General features: G+C 63.8%; 14 protein-coding genes. 2 read left to right on the top strand and 12 right to left on the bottom strand.

Annotated features, from left to right (window positions below; genetic code table 11):
* Positions 1–362: 362 nt before the first annotated feature.
* Positions 363–1,415 (top strand): AraC family transcriptional regulator, encoded by a 1,053-nt coding sequence (locus LG30_RS0110920; protein ID WP_033130740.1) that lies wholly within the window; start codon positions 363–365, stop codon positions 1,413–1,415.
* A 233-nt stretch (positions 1,416–1,648) separates the two neighbouring features.
* Here LG30_RS0110920 and LG30_RS0110915 read toward each other — a convergent pair whose 3' ends face one another.
* The 12 genes from LG30_RS0110915 to LG30_RS0110860 all read right to left on the bottom strand — a co-directional run bounded on the left by LG30_RS0110915 (position 1,649) and on the right by LG30_RS0110860 (position 17,633).
* Positions 1,649–4,177: an efflux RND transporter permease subunit gene (locus LG30_RS0110915; RefSeq protein ID WP_033130739.1), complete on the bottom strand. Its 2,529-nt coding sequence runs from the start codon at positions 4,175–4,177 to the stop codon at positions 1,649–1,651.
* A 53-nt stretch (positions 4,178–4,230) separates the two neighbouring features.
* Positions 4,231–5,307 carry a WD40/YVTN/BNR-like repeat-containing protein gene (locus LG30_RS0110910; protein ID WP_033130738.1) on the bottom strand — a complete coding sequence of 359 codons (1,077 nt, stop codon included), beginning with the start codon at positions 5,305–5,307 and terminating at the stop codon, positions 4,231–4,233.
* Positions 5,308–5,409: 102 nt separating this feature from the next.
* The gene (locus LG30_RS0110905; protein WP_238566422.1) at positions 5,410–6,771 is read right to left on the bottom strand and encodes a DUF1329 domain-containing protein; all 1,362 of its coding nucleotides are present in this window, start codon (positions 6,769–6,771) and stop codon (positions 5,410–5,412) included.
* 26 nt (positions 6,772–6,797) lie between these two features.
* Positions 6,798–8,720, bottom strand: coding sequence for a DUF1302 domain-containing protein (locus LG30_RS0110900; RefSeq protein WP_052100991.1), 1,923 nt, complete (start codon positions 8,718–8,720; stop codon positions 6,798–6,800).
* A 470-nt stretch (positions 8,721–9,190) separates the two neighbouring features.
* Entirely contained in the window at positions 9,191–9,820 is a 630-nt protein-coding gene (locus tag LG30_RS0110895; protein ID WP_033130737.1) for a CoA transferase subunit B, read from the bottom strand.
* 101 nt (positions 9,821–9,921) lie between these two features.
* Positions 9,922–10,617 (bottom strand): CoA transferase subunit A, encoded by a 696-nt coding sequence (locus tag LG30_RS0110890; protein ID WP_033130736.1) that lies wholly within the window; start codon positions 10,615–10,617, stop codon positions 9,922–9,924.
* Positions 10,618–10,972: 355 nt separating this feature from the next.
* Positions 10,973–11,992, bottom strand: coding sequence for a YeiH family protein (locus LG30_RS0110885; RefSeq protein WP_033130735.1), 1,020 nt, complete (start codon positions 11,990–11,992; stop codon positions 10,973–10,975).
* Positions 11,974–12,981, bottom strand: coding sequence for a DsbA family protein (locus tag LG30_RS21580; protein ID WP_081966155.1), 1,008 nt, complete (start codon positions 12,979–12,981; stop codon positions 11,974–11,976). Before LG30_RS21580 ends, LG30_RS0110885 begins: the two co-directional genes overlap by 19 nt.
* A gap of 81 nt (positions 12,982–13,062) precedes the next feature.
* Positions 13,063–14,394 carry an MFS transporter gene (locus tag LG30_RS0110875; RefSeq protein ID WP_033130734.1) on the bottom strand — a complete coding sequence of 444 codons (1,332 nt, stop codon included), beginning with the start codon at positions 14,392–14,394 and terminating at the stop codon, positions 13,063–13,065.
* A 189-nt stretch (positions 14,395–14,583) separates the two neighbouring features.
* Positions 14,584–15,636, bottom strand: a complete 1,053-nt coding sequence (locus tag LG30_RS0110870; RefSeq protein ID WP_033130733.1) for a beta-keto acid cleavage family enzyme — start codon at positions 15,634–15,636, stop codon at positions 14,584–14,586.
* A gap of 88 nt (positions 15,637–15,724) precedes the next feature.
* Positions 15,725–16,573, bottom strand: coding sequence for a TauD/TfdA dioxygenase family protein (locus LG30_RS0110865; RefSeq protein WP_033130732.1), 849 nt, complete (start codon positions 16,571–16,573; stop codon positions 15,725–15,727).
* Positions 16,574–16,652: 79 nt separating this feature from the next.
* The gene (locus LG30_RS0110860; protein WP_033130731.1) at positions 16,653–17,633 is read right to left on the bottom strand and encodes a quinone oxidoreductase family protein; all 981 of its coding nucleotides are present in this window, start codon (positions 17,631–17,633) and stop codon (positions 16,653–16,655) included.
* A 366-nt stretch (positions 17,634–17,999) separates the two neighbouring features.
* On the opposite strand from LG30_RS0110860, the gene prpB reads away from it, so the two are divergent.
* On the top strand, positions 18,000–18,884 hold the full coding sequence (prpB, locus tag LG30_RS0110855; protein ID WP_033130730.1) for a methylisocitrate lyase: 885 nt from the start codon (positions 18,000–18,002) through the stop codon (positions 18,882–18,884).
* Positions 18,885–18,889 lie beyond the last annotated feature (5 nt).

Genomic DNA, 18,889 nt, shown 5'->3' with positions numbered 1-18,889 from the left:
TCCAGATGACCCGACGACGACCGGGTGATATGGGCATCACAGTAAGATGCCCTGCGCCCGGCTGCTTTACCTTGGGTGCCATGGACTTGTCTTTTTGTGACAGAGGCGCAGCCGCCTTATGACGGAGGCGCAGCCGCTTTGTGATGGCGCCGTAGCCGCCGAATGACAAAAATGCAACCCTATGATGACAAAGAAGAAGCGGCGAACGGCTCGGCGAAAGGGCCTGAAACACAGGGTTATCCAGTGATACCGGTGAGCATCTTAGACTAATAGACCTATTAATAAGCCTTTTCATGATGTAAACAAGATGATAAAAAACAGTTAACAACCAGCAGATGAGCTGTCGCCATGGGAACCGCATTATGACCCTCCTTGCCAGAGCCGCCACCCTCACCAATTATCTCGACGTCGCCCGCCAACTGGGCCTGAACACCCCCAACCTGTTGTCCCAAGCCGGACTCAGCGCCTCCATTCTGGATGTCCCCAATCAGCGCATCCCGGTCGCCACCATCGTCAACCTGCTCGAACTCTCGGCCCGCACCGGTGGCTGCCAGAGCCTGGGGCTGCGCATGGCGGAGCATCGCCAGCTGTCGGATTTTGGCGAGGTCAGCCTGCTGCTCGGCTATCAGCCCAACCTGCGCGAAGCCTTGCAGGTGATGGTGCAATACATCCACCTGTTCAACAATGCGCTGGCCATCTTCATCGAAGAGGCGGGCAAGGCGGTCATCATCCGTGAGGAGATCATAACGGACGCGCCCATGCCGTCGCGCCAGGCCACTGAGCTCGCGGTCGGCGTCATGTTCCGCTTCTGCGCATCCCAGGTCGGGGTGGGGGCTAACTGGCATCCCATCAGCGTCAACTTCACCCATGATGCCCCGGCGGATCTCTCCATCCACAAGCGCCTGTTCGGCTGCAAGCTGGAGTTTGGCAGCGAGTTCAACGGCATCGTCTGCCACTCCGCCGACCTGGACATCCCCAACCCCCTGGCCAACCAGGCCATGGCCCGCCACGCGCGCCAGTATCTCGACACCCTGCTGGTGGAGACCCAGCAATCCTTGCTGACCGACGTGCGCAAGGCCATTTACCTGCTGCTGCCCATGGGGCGCGCTACCATAGAGCAGATCGCCCGCACCCTGGGAATGAACGTGCGCACCCTGCAGCGCCATCTCGAGGAAAGCGGTGCCACCTTCAGCGAGCTCATCAACGAGGTGCGCCGGGATCTGGTGATGCGCTACCTGCAAAACTCCGGTTACTCCCTCGGCCACATCGCCGACATGCTGGGCTACTCCATGCCAAGCTCCTTTACCCGCTGGTTCAACGCCCAGTTCGGCATGCCGCCCGCCACCTGGCGCACCCGCCACAAGATAGTGCCCCGAGTGGCCCAGAGCGCGCGCACCAGCCTGGCCTACGGCTAGACATCACATCTTGCGCCAGACGCAAAGAGGGAGGCTTAGGCCTCCCTCTTTGTATTTCCCTCTCCCATCCCCCGTGAGTCACTCGTCCTCGGCACCGGAGCTAAGGGGGCATCGCGACTCCTCCTATCTCCTATCCCCTTTCCTGCTCCCCCCGACCTTGCACTATCAACCCTAAAAGAAGAGGGAGGCACAGTGCCTCCCTCCTTGCATTCCCGTTAGCGAACCCTCAGTCATCAGCGGGCATCCGCCGACAGCGGTTTCGCCACCACGCTTTCCTGAGGTGCGCTGTGCTCCCCGTTGGTGTGCGGCGCCTCTGCCTTCGTCTTCGCCACAACCTGCTTGGGATCCCGGAGCAGGAAATAGGAGAGCGCAGGCACCCCGATCAGCGCCCCCAGCATGTTCCACAGGAACATGAAGGTGAGCAGTATCCCCATATCTGCCTGGAACTTGATCGGTGACCAGGCCCAGCCCACCACACCGGCGGCCAGGGTGATCCCCACCAACCCCACCACCCGGCCGGTAAAGGCCACGGCGTTGCGGTAGGACTCCACCAGCGAGAGGCCCTGGCGCTGGTAGTGCAGTTGCACGCTCAGCAGATAGAGCGCGTAGTCCACACCGATACCGACCCCGAGTGCGATCACCGGCAGGGTCGCCACCTTGACGCCTATTCCCATGAAGACCATCAACGCCTCGCACAACACAGAGGTGAGCATCAGGGGCACCAGGGCCACCACGGTCGCCCGCCAGCTGCGGAAGGTGATGAGGCAGAAGACGGTCACCGCCAGATAGACGTAGAGCAGCATGGTGCGGTTCGCCTCGTGCACCACCAGGTTGGTGGCGGCCTCGATGCCCGCCGAGCCTGCGGCCAGCAGGAACTGGCGATCCGCCGTGCTGTTGTCACGGGCAAACTGCTCGGCGATGGCGACCACGCCACTCAGGGTCTCGGCCTTGTGATCTTTCAAGTAGGCAATCACCGGCATCAGGGAGCAGTCAGTGTTGAACAGCTCGGGGCTGTTGACCGAGGCCTGTTGGGCGGCGTAGTTCAGCACGTTCTGGTTGCGCTGGATGCTGGCGAGCTTGGGGTTGCCCTCATAGGTGCCGGCGGTGATCTGGCGCACCGCATTGACCAGCGAGGTGGTGGCCTGCACCCCGGGATGCTGCTGCAGCTCCCAGCCAAGGCGATCCGCCAGGATCAGGGTCTTGTAGTCGAGACAGCCTTCCGGCGCCGTCTTGATCATCACCGCAAACAGGTCGCTCGAGAGCGCATAGTGGCTGGTGATGTAGCCGTTGTCCTTGTTGTAGCGGGAATCGGCGCGCAGCTCCGGCGCCCCGCTGTCCAGATCGCCGACCTTGAGGTTCAGGCTCATCAGGTAGCCGCCTATCCCCATGGCCAGCCCCAGCGCCACCACCAGGGTGGCCCACTTGCGCTCGGTGCAGCGATCGAGCAGATCCCAGAGTCTGCCAAAACCCTTGTGGGCGGCGGCGTTGTTCTCCATCCGCAGGGCCCGCTCGGCCGCCTTGCGACCGACCCCCACATAGGAGAGGGCTACCGGCATCAGCAAGAGGGAGGTGAAGATGAGCACGGCCACCCCGATGCTGGCGGTGATGGCGAGATCCTGGATGACGGGAATATCGATCAGCATCAGCACGGCGAAGCCCACCGCATCGGCGAGCAGCGCAGTGACGCCGGCCAGGAACAGGCGGCGGAAGGTGTAGCGGGCCGCGATCTGGCGATGGGTGCCGCGGGCGATATCCTGCATGATGCCGTTCATCTTCTGGGCCGCGTGGGAGACCCCGATGGCAAAGATCAGGAAGGGCACCAGCACAGAGTAGGGATCGATGGCGTAGCCGAGCCAGGCGACGATGCCGAGCTGCCAGATCACCGCGATCAGGGAGCATCCCACGACCAGCAAGGTGCTGCGCACGCAGCGGGTGTAGAGGAAGATGATGAGGAGGGAGGTCACCACCGCCAGGGCGAAGAACATGATCACCTGAATGAGGCCATCGATCAGATCCCCCACCAGCTTGGCAAAGCCGATGACCCGGATTTTGTACTTGCCGGTTCCCTCCTCTCCCACCTGGTGGGGATGGCCGTCAAACTCGATTGTGCTGCGCAGTTGCTCGATACGCTGGGAAAACTCGTGATAATTGAGGGGCTTGCCGGTGGCGGATGCCTTGTCCAGCAGGGGCACTATCAACATGGTGGACTTGAAGTCGCTCGCCACCAGGCTGCCGACGATGCCGGCTCGGTTGATGTTCTGGCGCAGCTGTTCGATGTCGGCAGGCTTGCCCTGATAGGCATCCGGCATCACGGGCCCGCCCTGGAAGCCCTCTTCGGTCACCTCGGTCCAGCGCACCGCCGGACTCCAGAGGGATTTCATCCAGGCCCGATCGACCCCTTCGGTGAGAAACAGCTCGTCATTGACCTGCTTGAGCACGCCGAGGTAGTCGGGGTCGAAGATGTCCCCTTGGGTGTTCTCCACCACCACCCGCACCGAGTTGCCGAGACCGCGCAAGGAGCTGCGGTTCTCCAGGAAGTTTTTGATGTAGGGCTGGCTCTGGGGGATCATCTTCTCGAAGCTGGGTGCCAGCGCCAGGCGAGTCGTCGCCATATAGCCAAACACCAGGGTCGCCAGCGTCATCAACAGCATAAACAGGGGTCTATGGTTGAACACCAGCCGCTCCAGCAGGTTGCCGGAGCGCCGATCGAACTGTGCCAACTCGTGGATCACCGGCATCGAATCTTGCTTCACATGGCCCATGTCTGGATCCTCATTCTCTTGTTATCGTTATCGGCCGTCATTCCATGACGGCTTTATTTGACGGTCAGGGTACGCACACCGCGACTGCCGACCAGCGCCAGAACCCCATCCGGGGTCAGCACGGCGCCCGCCACCGGTGAGGGCTCTGCCTCTGCCACCAGCTGCAGCGGATCGTTGCCACGCTGGCGCAACATATGTCCTGCCTGGGTAAAGAGGCGGAAATGACCCTCGGCATCCTGCACCGCCGCACTGATGCTGATGGGTACCTGGCTCAGGAGCCGGGTCCAGTTTTCGCCCCCGTCCGTGCTGCGATAGACGTGACCGCGCAGGCCATAGACCAGCAGTTCGCCGGGTTGGCCGATGAGGCCGAAATAACTGCCCTCGTAGGGCGTCGGCAGGGCAACGAAGCGTTGCGCCGCCTCATCCCACTTGCGCAGCAGACCCTGCTCGCCGGCGAGGTAGAGCCCCTCCCCCGTCGAGTTGATAGCATTGAGGTGGAGCCCATCCGGGTTGTCGGTACGATCCTGCATCGGCGTCCAGTGCTGGCCGCCATCCTCGGTGCGCAGAATGAGGTTGAAGACTCCGACTACGTAGCCCACCTTGTCGTCTTGGAACCAGACGTCGAGCAGCGGCTTGTCGGCCCCCTCCTCCACCAGCCGCTGGCCCTCTTCCACCAGCGCGGCCCACTGTTCGTTGTCCGGCTCGATCTCAGCCTTGGCGGCATAGAATGTGCGCACCAGCTCGCCAATCTGGCGGCCGTCCAGCTGCTTCTGCCAGCTGGCGCCACCGTCCTGGCTGTGCAGAACAACCCCATCCCCCCCCACGGCCCAGCCCTGCTCGGCCGTGGGGAAGGCGACGGCGGTGAGATCCGAGCTGACCGGCACCTTAGCCTGTTGCCAGTGCTGCCCCTCGTCGTCGGAATAGAGGATGTGACCCCGATGCCCCACCGCCACCAGCCGGCTGCCGGCACGGGCCAGATCCAGCAAGGGGCTGCGCTGGGCCAGCGCGCTCGGTTTGGCCGGCAAGTCCAGCACGTCCACATACTCGGTCGCCTGCCCCGCAGTCACCCCTGTGCTCTGCATCAGCAGGGCGCAGCAGATCAATGGCGCCAACGTCTTGAATGAACCCATACCACGTCCTTGTCTCACTGTGCGGCGGGACGCCAGAGGGCGGCCCGACGCCAACATCGAGGAGCCTGGTTCGCCAATGACGAACCAGGCTCCCGTGACGGCTTAGCGGATCCCGGCGCCAGCCAGGGACTCCGGTGACCACTTCGCCTTCGACAGGGAGGCGCCGTACTTGATACCGCCGTAAGGCCCCACCACGCCGTTGATGTTGTAGGTCCCCGCCACCAGGTCATAGATCATGAAGGGGGTGGCATCCGGGGTCTGCTTGTCGTAGCTCTGGCTCAGGAAGGCGAAGGAGCCGCGATAGAGCTGACCACGGGCGTCGTACTGATCGGAGGCCAGGGCCACCCAGCTGTCTTCGTCCAGATAGAAGCGGCGCTTGGCATAGATGTGGCGCTCGCCTGCCTTGAGGTTGCCCTCCACCACCCAGACCCGGTGTTTCTCCCAGCGCACGTGATCCGGCGACAGGAAGTTCGGGGTGGTCAGCGCCTTGGCATCCTGCTCATAGGTCAGCTTGTAAGTGTTGTAGGGCACGATCATTTCCTGCTTGCCCACCAGCTTCCAATCGAAGCGGTCCAGCGCGCCGTTGAAAACGAAGACGTCGTCATAGGTACCGGCGCCCGAGGTGCCCGGGTTCGGGGTGTCGTAGGCCAGGTTCGGCGCCAGCTTGACCCGGCGCTGCCCCGGCAGGTACTGCCAGGCCTTGCGCGGCTGCTCCAGGGGGTTGGCGGCATCGCGCAGCATGATGGCTTCACCGGCCCGGCGGGCGGGCCCGGTGTAGTACAACTTCATCTGGTAGTAGGTGTCCTTGGCCGAGATGGGCTTGGCCATGTCCTCGTAGATGGCGTAGTTGATGAACGCCTGCCCCGTGGTGGAGAGCGCCGCCACCCCGGCGGCATCGACGTTCCAGGAGTCGTATTTGGTGGCGATGTTCACCCCCTGGTAGCGCAGCAGGAAGTTCCACATCGCCTCGGCCCCTGTCTTGGGGATCGGGAAGGGAATGCCCGGCAGCACCTGATCCACCGCCATGCCCCCTTCAAGGGTCTTGGCGTTCAGGGCGTTCTGTTTGGTGTTGTCCAGCACCGCCTTGGGCAGCGCCACGCTGCGGTGAGTCGGGTAGACATCGACTCTGAAGTCCGGGAAACGGCTCAGCAGCTCGGCGGTGGTGGCGGTCAGCTCGCCCTTGTACTTGGCCGCGTTCTTGCCGTCGATCACCAGCAGCGGCTTGTCGCCCGCATAAGGATCCGGGCGCATGCTGTCACCGGCCTTGAAGCCGGCAGGCGCGGTGGTCAGGCCGCCGTTATAGGCGGGGATGGAGCCGTCGGCGTTGGCCGCGGCATCGGCGCCGACCTGGGTCAGGCTGGTGCCAAGTGCTTGTGCCTCGCTGCTGGAGACAGCCGCCTGGGCCTGACTGGTGAAAGCCAGGGCGAGGGACAGGGCCAGCATGGTCTGTTTATGTTTCATCATCTTGTTCTCCGACTCGGTCGCTTGACTCAATAAGTGGTCTTCAGGGTCAGGTAGACGGCGCCTCTGTCTTCCGTGGTGGCGCCGCCACCGGAGAAGGAGGAATAACCACCGGCATAACAGGTGTTGCGCTGGGTCGCATCCAGGGCGTTGGGGGTGGAGCCATCGGTGGCGCCATCGTTACAGTCGGCAGACTTGCCGAAGGAGTCCACGTACTTCAGATCGACGAAATACTGGTTGTAGATGGTGGCACCGAGGCCGACCGCGTAGTTGCCGGTGTCTTTGGCGCCGCCGCCCTGCACGGGGGATACCCCCGCCAGGCCGAGGTTGACCGACAGCGGCATGCTCATATCGACACCGGGGAATACCTGATACCAGATCGGGGTGAAGTTGACCGCCAGACCCCAGTTGTCCGTGGTCGACTTGTCGAGACCCTGATAGCTGTCCTCACCCTTGTAGAGCGCCTTGTTGTGATCGTTGAGGCTCAACAGATTGCTGTAATAGAACTCGGCCAGCAGGGCGGCGCCGTCAAACAGCGGAGAGTCGGCCATGGTCATCAGGCCGTTGATAGTCCAGTGCAGGGTCTCGCCGGTGGCGCTGTAGCCATCGGTGTCATCGGTGATCACCCCGGTGTTGGCGTTGCGCGGTGGCAAGGCACCGAAGCCACTGGCCAGGCTGTCAGATCCGGCGGCACTCAGCAGGGCCGGGATGCTGGAGAGCGGCATGTTGTGGCGATAGTTCAGATCGCTGCCAACGCTGACCCCGGCGATGTCCTTGGACAGGCTCAGCCCCAGGATGTCGATGTTCTCACCGTAGGCGAAGCTGTAGCTCGCCGTGTCCACCGAGTTGCGCAGCAGCGGCACCCCGGCCAGCCCTCTGCCACCGGTGTTCAGGCCACGAGCGTCCAGTACCGCCTGGGGCAGGATGTCGGCGGTGCGGCGATAGTAGGCACCCAGGGTGGCATCCAGCGACTCGGGGGACCACTTGGTCATGATGCCCCAGTCACCGTGCTTGCCCGGCTCAATGTCTTCGCCGCGGCGAATGTTGCTCAGGGTACCGCTCGGGCCGGCCAGGCCGGGGCCGCCGGTGTGGCCCAGCAGGAAGGCGCGGGCACCGAAGCCCACCAGATCGGAACCACCGTAGAAGGTGCCGGCCTCCGGCAGGCGGGCTGCGTCCCAGTCGAAGAAGTACTGCGCGGCAAAGGTCCACTCCGGATTCAGGGTGAAAGAAGCGGAGATCTGCTTGCGGGGCATGAACAGCTCTTTCGCCTCGGTGCCCGGGGACGCCGCGAGTTTGGCGAGATCCAGGCCAGACTGACCGTAGCTGATGGAGTGCACCGGGTTGAGCAGGGTCTCGCCCCAGAAGATGTTGTGCTGGCCAATCTTGACGCCGAGCAGCGACTCGTCACCGATCTCCATGTTGTGGAACACGAAGGCGTCGAGGATCTCGCCGGAGGGGCCGTTGTAGTAGCGATCGGCATAATCGCTCAGCCCCGGCTGGCCAAACATGGCGGGAGCGCCCGGGCGACCGGCCCAGCCGGCGATGCCAGAGCGGTCACCGTTGTTGTTGAGGAAGGGGTTGTCACTCGCGCCGACGTCGTCATAGGCATAGTCATACCAGCTCGCCGCACTGATGCGAAAACCGGTGTTGCCCTTGTTCACCACGTCCAGCTCGGTCAGCAGATCGAAGCGGGTGGTGACGGTGTCGCCAGAATCCTTGAAGTTGTAGTCACCGTCGTTGTTGTTCGGGGTGGCGAGCATGCGGGAGTCCGCGCTCTCGGTGCGTACGCCGTAGTTGAACTTGCCGGTGTTGTCGAAACGTACGGACCAGTCTTCACTGTCCGTGTCGATCTCCACCGCCTGAACGGTTGGCAGGAGAACGGCCGCGATGGCCGTCGCCAGCAGGCTGAGGCGCAGGGCACCGCAACCATGACTCGTGTGCTTGTAATCCATTACAGTCTCTCCGAGTATCGTCATCTGTTATTTGTTATTTGTTGTTCTGTGTTTAATCGCCGTTTCCGTTGGCTTTTTCTTCATGCAAGTGGAGATGACCTTCCTCATGGCGCACCACCTTGTTTGGCTCTCGAGGATGCAGCTCTGTTTTGCATCGGCCCCGGGGTGTCGCTCACTGTGATGAGACAGTCTTTCTCTCTTGTGTGCCGACTGTAAGGCCTAGCTTCAGGGCCGCGCTTGCCATTGAACGTCAGCCACTTTTCATTTGATGACAGGGGATGCAAGCGCTGACAAAGGCCCCTGAAAGCGGTGCCAGACAGCCCCTATTCAGGTCGTCAGCCGGTAAAGAAGGAGGAGATCTTGTCTCAAGGGAGGATCATCTGCTGCCACTACCAGGGAAAATTCGAGGGGACTGACGCAAAAACGGTGGGGAAGGCCCAGGCCCCCTTCCCCACCGAAAACTCACGGCACTAGCGTGCTATGGTGCAGCCGGTCGCGGCCTGCAACTGCTCGAACTCGATGCCGGGGGCCATCTCCACCAGCTTGAGACCGGTCGGCGTCACATCCAGCACGGCGAGATCGCTGATGATGCGATCCACCACCCCGACCCCGGTCAGCGGCAGCTTGCACCACTCCAGTATCTTGTGCTCACCGCCCTTGGCGCAGTGCTCCATCAGCACCACCACCCGCTTGACCCCGGCCACCAGATCCATGGCACCGCCCATGCCCTTGACCATCTTGCCCGGGATCATCCAGTTCGCGAGATCCCCGCGCTCGGAGACCTGCATGGCCCCGAGTAGCGCCAGGTTGATGTGCCCGCCGCGGATCATGCCGAAACTCTCGGCGCTGTCGAAGAAGCTGCTGCCAGGCAGGGTGGTGATGGTCTGCTTGCCGGCGTTGATGAGATCCGGGTCCAGCTCTTCCTCACTCGGGAAGGGGCCGATGCCGAGCAGGCCATTCTCGCTCTGCAGCCAGACCTCCATGCCGTTCGGGATGTAGTTCGCGACCAGGGTCGGCAGGCCGATCCCCAGATTGACGTAGAAGCCGTCTTGCAGCTCCAGGGCGGCGCGTTGCGCCATCTCTTCACGGGTCCAGGCCATGTGATAAGTCCTTTCTCACTGTGCGCAGGTCGCTGCGCTGTTCAAAATGGGGGGGAATCGAGTGCCCGTCGCGGCACCTCAATGCCGGTATGAGCGCTCGATCAGCTCCTCAGGGTGCGCACCTCGATGCGCTTCTCGGGATGGGGATTGAGCACCAGCCGCTGCACATAGATGCCGGGCAGGTGGATCTCGTCCGGGGCCAGCTCCCCCACCTCGACTATCTCCTCCACCTCGGCGACGCAGACGCGCCCCGCCTTGGCACAGAGCGGGTTGAAGTTGCGCGCCGTCTTGTTGAACATCAGGTTGCCCGCCTTGTCGGCCTTGGCACCCTTGATCAGCGCGATGTCGGCGGTCAAGGCGTGCTCCATCACGAACCACTCGCCGTCGAACTGGCGGGTCTCCTTGCCCTCGGCAATGAGCGTGCCGTAGCCGGTGCGAGTGAAGAAGGCGGGGATGCCGGCACCGCCGGCCCGCAGCTTCTCGGCGAGCGTCCCCTGGGGGGTGAACTCCAGCTCCAGTTCGCCCGCGAGATACTGGCGCTCGAACTCCTTGTTGCCCCCCACGTAGGAGGAGATCATCTTCCTGATCTGGCGGCTGTAGAGCAGCGGCCCCAGGCCGAACTCATCCACCCCGCAGTTGTTGCTGATGATGGTGAAGCCGCGCTTGCCGGTCTCCTGCAGCGCCTCGATAAGTTGCTCCGGGATGCCGCACAGGCCAAACCCGCCGGAGGCGATGGTGATGTCGTCCTGCACCAGATCGCCAAGAGCGGCCTGGGCGCTGGGATAGATCTTATTCATAAATACCTCTCTAGGGTCTACTGACGTTTCGGCGCAAGCCGCGTTGCCGCGTCAAAGGACGCCAGGCTAGGCGCGGGGTGCAGGTAATGGTTATTCCCTTGGCAAGCCCCGCAACAACGCATGGCGTCTTTTGCCGCACAACCCGCAGGGACGGGCCAGTTTTTCCGCGTAACGTTGTTACTCGGCGGCTCGTTTGGACTACCAAACTTCACGCCTCGCGCCTAGTTTCGCGAAAAAACTGACGCCGTCGCGGTCGTGACGGAACGTCAATAGACCCTCATCCATTGGCCACGGGGGCGCTGTCGTTGTTACTACGATTCTTCTTTATTTGGCGTGGTGCCGCGAACGTCCGTCATCATGGCTTGATGCCCCAATGCATCAGCGTCAGCACCAGGGCGATAAGGAACAGGGTCTCCCCCACCATCAGCAGGATGGGTTTGATGCCCACCGCCGCCAACTCCTTGAGCTGGGTCTTCATGCCGATGGCGGCGATGGCGATCACCAGACACCAGCGCGACAGATCGTTGACCCCGCTCTGGATGACGGGGGGCACCCAGCCTGTGCTGTTGATGCAGGCCAGCACCAGGAAACCCACCGCAAACAGGGGCAACAGGGGCGGACGCTTGCCGGAGGCGGGATCCGCCCCCTGCATCCGGGTGATCATGGCGGCGACGACGATCACCGGTAGCAGCATGGCGACCCGCATCAGCTTGACCACGGTCGCCACGTCCCCGGTCTCGGTGGACATGCTGTAGCCGGCGCCGACCACCTGGGCCACGTCGTGAATGGTGGCGCCGAGGAAGACCCCCGCCTCCACCGGCGTCAGCTCGAAATAGCGGGCGATCATGGGATAGGTGATCATCGCGATCGTCGAGAGCACCGAGACCCCGATCACGGTGAACAGGGTGGCGCGCTCTTTTTGCGGGTGATTGGGCAGGGCGGCGGCCAGCGCCAGGGCGGCGGAGGCCCCGCAGATCGCGGTGGCACCACCGGTCAGCATGCCGAACAAACGCTGGAAGCCCATCAGCTTGGCCGCGACCACGGAGAGGCTGATGGTCGCCACCACCAGAGTCACCACCAGGATCACAGGCATCCAGCCGAGCTCGGCGATCTGGCCGAGGGTGATGCGCATGCCGAGCAGGGCGACGCCGATGCGCAGCACGCTGCGTGCCGTGAACTCGATCCCCTTCTTGCAGGTCCCCTCGGCGCTGAGGAAGTTCAGCGCCATGCCGAGCAGCAGGGCAAACAGCAGCACGGGGGCGCCATAATGTTCGGCCAGGAAGGTGGCGGCGGCGGCCACCACCAGACTCACTGCCATACCGGGGGCGAGCTCGCGCACCCGCGAGAAACGGGCCGTCAGAGCGAGGGCGTGCATGGGAGGCTCTCCTGTGAGGCGATGACGATGAAGAGACTGTCCCCCTCCTGCTCGACCGGGTAGCGGCCGACCTTGAGCTGGTTCGATCCCAGCAGATAACCGGTGCGCAGGTTGAAGCGCAGGCCGTGGGAGCGGCACTGGACCACCTCCCCCTCCAGCTTGCCGCCACACAGGGAGGCGCCCTGATGGGGACAGCTGTCATCAATGGCATGAAAAGCGCCGTCGACGTTGAACAGCACCAGGCTCTTGCCCTGCTCTTCGATGAGGACGCGCTGGCCGGGGAGCGGTATCCGGCTGGCGGGCACCTCGATGCGGGTCTGCGCCGCCCCAAGCTGGGTGGCCACGGCCTGGCGCAGGCTGGCGAGCAGTCGCTCCACCGGCTGGGCGCCGGAGAGGGTCAGCGCGCCGTCGATCACGAAGCTGGGGACGCCCTGACCGGCGGGCCCCAGGGCGATCCCCTGGAAGGGGCTACCATCCCCGTGCAGGCCGCTCACCAGCGTCTCCAGCGCGAAACCGGCCTCTTCGGCGAGCCTCAGCAGGGTGCTGCCGTCACCCAGATCCCCTCCTTGCTGGAAGTGGCAGGCGAACAGCCGCTCCAGCAAGGCCTCTTGCTGAGCCGGCGAGCCTGACTGGCTGGCCTGCTGCCACAGGCGATGTGCATCGGCGGTGTTCGGCATCAGGGGGATAGTGGTGAAGTCCAGACTCAGGCCGACGCTGGCCGCGGCCTGCTGCACCTGGGCCTGGCGCAGGCGCACCGCCTGCTCGCCCCCGAGTCTGCGCAGATAGAAGGCGTGGAAATCCTCCCCCTGTGCCGGCAGGTAGGGCAGCAGTTGCACCCCGTGCCAGCGCAACTCCACCCGCAATTCAGGCCGCTCAGCCCGCAGCAGGGCCAGGGCCTGATCCAGCTGGCGTTTGCCAATCAGGCACCAGGGGCAGATGAAATCGAAATAAATCTCTATTTTCAGCGTCTTTTGCAGGGTACTGCTCATGCCCTTCTCTCCGTGTTATCAACTTCAGTCCGGCGAGTCGCCGCCGGACAGATAAAACTCACTGTGCTCCAGCGGGCGTCGTCAGGCCCTCGCCTCCGTGGGCGCCGGGTCGATGAGGGGGGCATCGGCGGCCTGAGGCTGCTGCTCCCCTTCCAGCCTGGCCACGTCCTTGTGGTAGTGGCGCTTGGCATAGAGGAAGACGATGGCCGCCGCGATGCTGATGAGCGGCACCAGCTGGAAGGCCTTGTCCAGGCCGATGTGATCGGACACCTTGCCGGTGATGAAGGGGCCAGGTGCGAGGCCGAGCAGGTTGTTGGCGAGCGTCAGGGTGGCGAAGGCGGTGCCGTGGATACTGGCGTGGGTCAGGTTCGCCACCATGGCGCCGGCGGGGCCCGAGGTGCCGGTGGCGATGAACATGCCGAGGCAGATCAGGAGCACCTGCGGCACCCCCACCGGCAGGGCGAACGCCAGGGAGAGCAAGGCGCAGCTGCCGAGACAGTAGCCGATGGCGAGGCTTATCTTGTGATCCGGCCGGGCCTTGCACAGCCTGTCGCTCAGCATGCCGCACAGGATCATGCCGGCGCCGCTGCACAGCACTATGATGGCCGCCGCGGCCCCTGCCTTGTCCGTCTCCATGCCGTAGTAACGGTTGAAGTAGCTCGGCATCCAGACGATGACGGTGCCACCGACAAACAGTTGCAGACCGCTGCCCACGTAGGCGGCGATCACCGAGCGGCTGGAGTAGAGGCTGCGCAACGGATTGCGGCCCCCGCAGCCCTTCGATGTGCGGTTGGCCTGGGCGATGCGGTCCTCCTTGACGATCAGGGGGTAGAGCGCCGCCAGCAGCAGACCGAACAGGGCCATGCCGGCGAAGGCCCAGCGCCAACCCATCAGGTGGGCCAGCACCCCCCCCGAGGCCATGCCGAGCACGGAGCCGAACAGGCCGCCGGAGATGAAGGCGCCGGAGAGGGTGGCCCTCATCTCCCGCGGGAAGACGGAGACCACCACAGCGATGCCGACGCTGCCGTAGGCCGCCTCCCCCACCCCTACCAGGAAGCGGGCGATGAACATCTGCTCGTAGTTCTGGGCCAGGGCGCAGCCCAGGGTCGCCAGGCTCCAGAGCGCGGCCATCAGGGCCAGGCTCTTCACCCGACCGAAGCGATCGGCGAGCAGGGACAGCGGGAAGGTCAAGAGCCCGACCATGAGCGCGACTATGCCGCTGAGCAGGCCAAGCTGGGTATCCGAGAGCACCCACTCCCCCTTGAGCATGGGGAAGACGGCATTGAGCACCTGGCGCGACATATAGTCGGAGATGAGCAGACCAAAGGTCAGTGCAAACACTATCCAGGCATAACGACGGGGCACGGCAACCTTGCCAGCCTCTGCGTCATCATCGATATGATACGTAGCCATACAATCCCTCGCGCTACCACAAGTTGGGTTGGGTTCTCGGTCGACGAACCGGTGGACAGGCCCCCGGCTCGACAATATTGATTCATCGCTCAATTGCCTGAGGGCTGCATAGTGCAAGGACAACCGGCGTTTGGCAAACAGAGTTATCGGGCCGCTGCGCCTGCCTTGGCGCGCAGCGGCCCAAGTGGGTTAGCCGCGTTGCGGCACCCCGGTTTGACCCGGCTTGCGGTTCGGCGCCATGCCGTTGGCCAGCAGCGTCTCTTCGATGCTGTCGTACTGCACGCCGATGCGGTAGATGGCGCGGGCCTCCTTGCCGTTGGCCACCTCACGACCCAGTTCATGGGCAACGCGCACGCACTGCTGGATCTGCTCGACCGAGCTCATGCGCTGACCGTGCTGACCTATGATGGTGTCCTCGATGCCGCAGCGCGGGTGCAGCCCCATGGCCATGGCCATCATATTGAAGGGCAACACGTTTTTGAGCAGCGACTCGGCGGTGACGCAGGCACCGTCCGGCGCGCGGTGGACGAAGTTCATGAAGTTGAACGGGTTCGGGCCGTCGAAGCCGCCGCCGATGCCGATCCAGGTCAGGTTCAGCGGGCCGCGGTAGATGCCCTTGCGCACTAGGCGCTCCAAGGTCTCCAGGGCGTGCATGCCGGTCAGCTGGAAGTGCGGCTGGATGCCGTTCGCCATCAGGCGCTTGAGGTGCTCGGCCACCCAGGCCGGGCCCGCCGGGACCGTCATCTCGCTGTAGGCGGCCTGATAGGCCGGGTTCGCCAGGGAGGTGCCTTCCAGGTATTCCGGGTAGAGCAGCTCCATGATGTTCATCTGGGTGGTGTTGATGGCGACCGTGACCTGATCCGGTTTCGGGGTCAGCTCGGCCAGCATGTGGCGGGTGTCGTCACTGAGCCACTTGGCCGCCTCGCCCTCCCCTTCCGGGGCGAAGGAGATGGAGCCGCCGACCTGGATGATCATGTCCGGCACCGCCTTGCGTACCCCGGCGATCAGCTCGTTGAACTTGGACAGGCGCTTGGAGCCGGTACCGTCCAGCTCACGCACGTGCAGGTGCAGCACGGTGGCGCCGGCTTCGTAGCAGTCGACCGCCTTCTGGATCTGCTCCTCCATGGTCACCGGGATATCTTCCGGGAAGTCTTCCGGTGCCCACTCGGGGCCATAAGGTGCCACTGTGATGACCACTTTTTCCTGGTTTTCCGGGTGCAGGGAATCGTCAAAGAATTGCATCTGTTCTTTCCTTGAATAGTCAGGCCTTGCATCAAGACCCTTGAGTGGTGTGTTCACCCGGACAATCCTGCCCGGGCAGAGTACGGTTTCAGAACGGGGTGTCGCCCATGATCCCGGCCCGCTCCATCTTGCGATGGCAAGGGGGGTAATCCATGGCGGCGTAGTGCTGGGTGCTGCGGTTGTCCCAGATGGCGATGCTGCCCGGCTGCCAGCGCCAGCGCACCTGATACTCCGGGATATAGGCCTGGCTTATCAGGTAGCGCAGCAGATCGCTGCCCCCCATGCTGTAGTCCTGGCCGACCCGCACGTGGGCCGGGGTGTGGAAATTGGTGAGGTGGGTGGCGAAGGCGTTGACGAACAGGATCTTCTCGTCCGTCTCGGGATGGGTGCGCACCACGGGGTGCTCCGCATCCGGGAACTGCGCCTTCAAGGCGAGCCGCTTCTCGATGGGCATGGCCGCCCCGAAGCTCGCCTCTATGCTGTGACGGGCCCGCAGCCCCGCGATCTTCTGCTTGATCTCTTCTGGCAACTGCTCGTAGGCCACCACCATGTTGGCCCAGAGGGTATCGCCCCCCACCGGCGGGGTCTCCACGCAGCGCAACACGCAGCCCATCGGGGGTTGAGCGCGCCAGGTGGCGTCGGTGTGCCAGGCGTTCTCGTAGCGATCGTTTTGCACCTCCGGCGACTTGTAGATGCGCACCAGCCCGGGATTCTCCGGGTCGCTCCCTGCCACCGGGTGATCCTCCAGCTCGCCGAAGCGGCGGGCGAAGGCCACGTGATCTCCCCGGCTGATGTCCTGATTGCGCAGGAACAGCACCCTGTGCTTGAGCAGCAGGGAGCGGATCTCCGCAAACAGGCCCCCGTCGTGGACGGCATCCGCCAGCTTGACGCCACTGAGTTCGGCGCCGATATGGCAGGTCAGTTGTTCTACACGCATGTCTCTCTCCCTAGATGACAAGTCGGTGCTGCCCGGCAGACCCAGGTTCTGCCCCGCGGGGCAGGCCTGGGCCCCTGGCCTAGATGACGAAGACGGAGGAACCCGTGGTCTTGCGCGCCTCGAGGTCGCGGTGTGCCTGAGCGGCATCCTGCAGCTCGTACTTCTGGTTGACTTCTATCTTGATCCGCCCGCTGGCGACGTGGTCGAACAGCTCGCCCGCCAGGGCCGTCTTCTCGGCCGGATCGGCGATGTAATCGGCCAGCGCCGGGCGGGTCAGGTAGAGGGATCCCTTCATGGCCAACAGCTGGGGATTGAAACCGTCGATGGGACCGGAGGCAGTGCCGACGCAGACCATGAGGCCACGGCGCTTGAGGGAATCGAGCGACGCGAGGAAGGTGCTCTTGCCGACGCTGTCGAACACCACGTCGACACCGGCGCCCTCGGTCAGGGTGCGCACCCGCTGGGCCACGTCTTCATGGCTGTAGTCGATGGTGAAGTCGCAACCGTGGGCCCTGGCCACTGCGGCCTTGGCCTCGCTGGAGACGGTGCCGATCACGGTCAGGCCGAGCAGCTTGGCCCACTGGGCGACGATGAGGCCAACGCCCCCTGCCGCGGCATGCAGCAAGATGCTGTCACCGGGTTTGAAGCCATGGATGCGGCGCATCAGGTAGGCGGACGTCAGACCACGCATGGTCATGGCGGCGGCAGTCTCGCAGGAGATGTTGTCCGGCAGCTTGATGAGCGGCGCGGCCGGGATCAGACGCTCTGTTGCATAGGCGCCGAGTGTGTTGATGAAGCCGGTGTAGGTGACGCGATCGCCGACCGCCACATTGGTGACGCCCTCGCCAATGGCCTCCACCACGCCGGCCCCTTCGACGCCCAGGCCGTTGGGCATGGGGATGGGGTAGGTGCCGTTACGGAAATAGGTGTCGGCATAGTTGAGACCGACTGCGGCATGGCGCAGACGGACCTGGCCCGGGCCGGGTTCACCGACGGTCACTTCTTCGTAGCGCAGGACCTCGGGGCCCCCTGTTTCATAAAAGCGTATGGCGTGGGCCATGGCTGTTCTCCAGATTCATTCATGGGTGAAAACATCGTCCAGAGTGAATCTAGGGGGTTACGTAAACGTCCGCTTTGCATCGGGCGACAGCCACTTTTCATCTCATGACACCCCCCGTCTAATTCGTTGCCCACCCGGGATGAAGAGGCCAGAATCCCCCTGACCTACCATGGCGACAGCCCCATTAACAGTGGCAACACGCTGGAATGACGGGGCCATCGAGGTGAATTGAGTGACGTATTGCCCCGCTCGGCGAGGAGCCGGCCAGCGCCGGGTCTTCTACCTAAGCAGCATTGACGTTAACGTAAACGTGGTGTGAGATGGTTCTATCCGCAGCAAGACATGAGCAGCATGAAAGGAGTCACAATGTCCAACCTATCCCCCTCGGCCGGGAAGCGTTTTCGCCTCGCCCTTGCCAACGAAAAACCCCTGCAGATCGTCGGCACCATCAACGCCTACATGGCGCTGATGGCCGAGCGTAGCGGCTTCAAGGCCCTCTATCTGTCCGGCGCCGGGGTGGCCAACGCTTCCTATGGCCTGCCGGATCTCGGCATGACCTCCATGAACGACGTGCTGATCGACGCCGAGCGCATCACGGCCGCCACCCAGGTTCCCCTGCTGGTGGACATCGATACCGGCTGGGGCGGCGCCTTCAACATCGCCCGCACCATCCGCGCCTTCGAGCGCGCCGGGGTCGCCGCCGTCCACATGGAAGATCAGGTCGCCCAGAAACGCTGCGGCCACAGACCGAACAAGGCCGTGGTCAGCATCACCGAGATGGTGGATCGCATCAAGGCGGCGGTGGATGCCCGTCAGGATCAGGACTTCGTCATCATGGCCCGTACCGACGCCCTGGCGGTGGAAGGGCTGGGCTCGGCCCTCGAGCGCGCCGCCGCCTACAAGGAAGCGGGTGCCGACATGATCTTCGCCGAGGCGGTCACCGAACTGGAGCAGTACGATCGCTTCAAGCAGGCGGCCGGGGTGCCCATCCTCGCCAACATGACCGAGTTCGGCAAGACGGAGCTGTTTGACAAGGAGGCCCTGGCGGCGCACGGCGTCGACATGGTGCTCTACCCCCTGAGCGCCACCCGCGCGGCCAACCAGGCAGCCCTCAACGTCTATCAGCAGCTGCGCCACGATGGCCACCAGCGCGCCGTGGTCGACACCATGCAGACCCGGGAGTCCCTCTACGACTTCCTCGGTTACCACCACTACGAGCAGACCCTGGATCGTCTGTTCACCAAGGAATAAGCCGG

Source organism: Aeromonas aquatica (assembly GCF_000764655.1).
Lineage (GTDB): Bacteria > Pseudomonadota > Gammaproteobacteria > Enterobacterales > Aeromonadaceae > Aeromonas > Aeromonas aquatica.
This window is presented reverse-complemented; position numbering and strand designations above follow the sequence as displayed.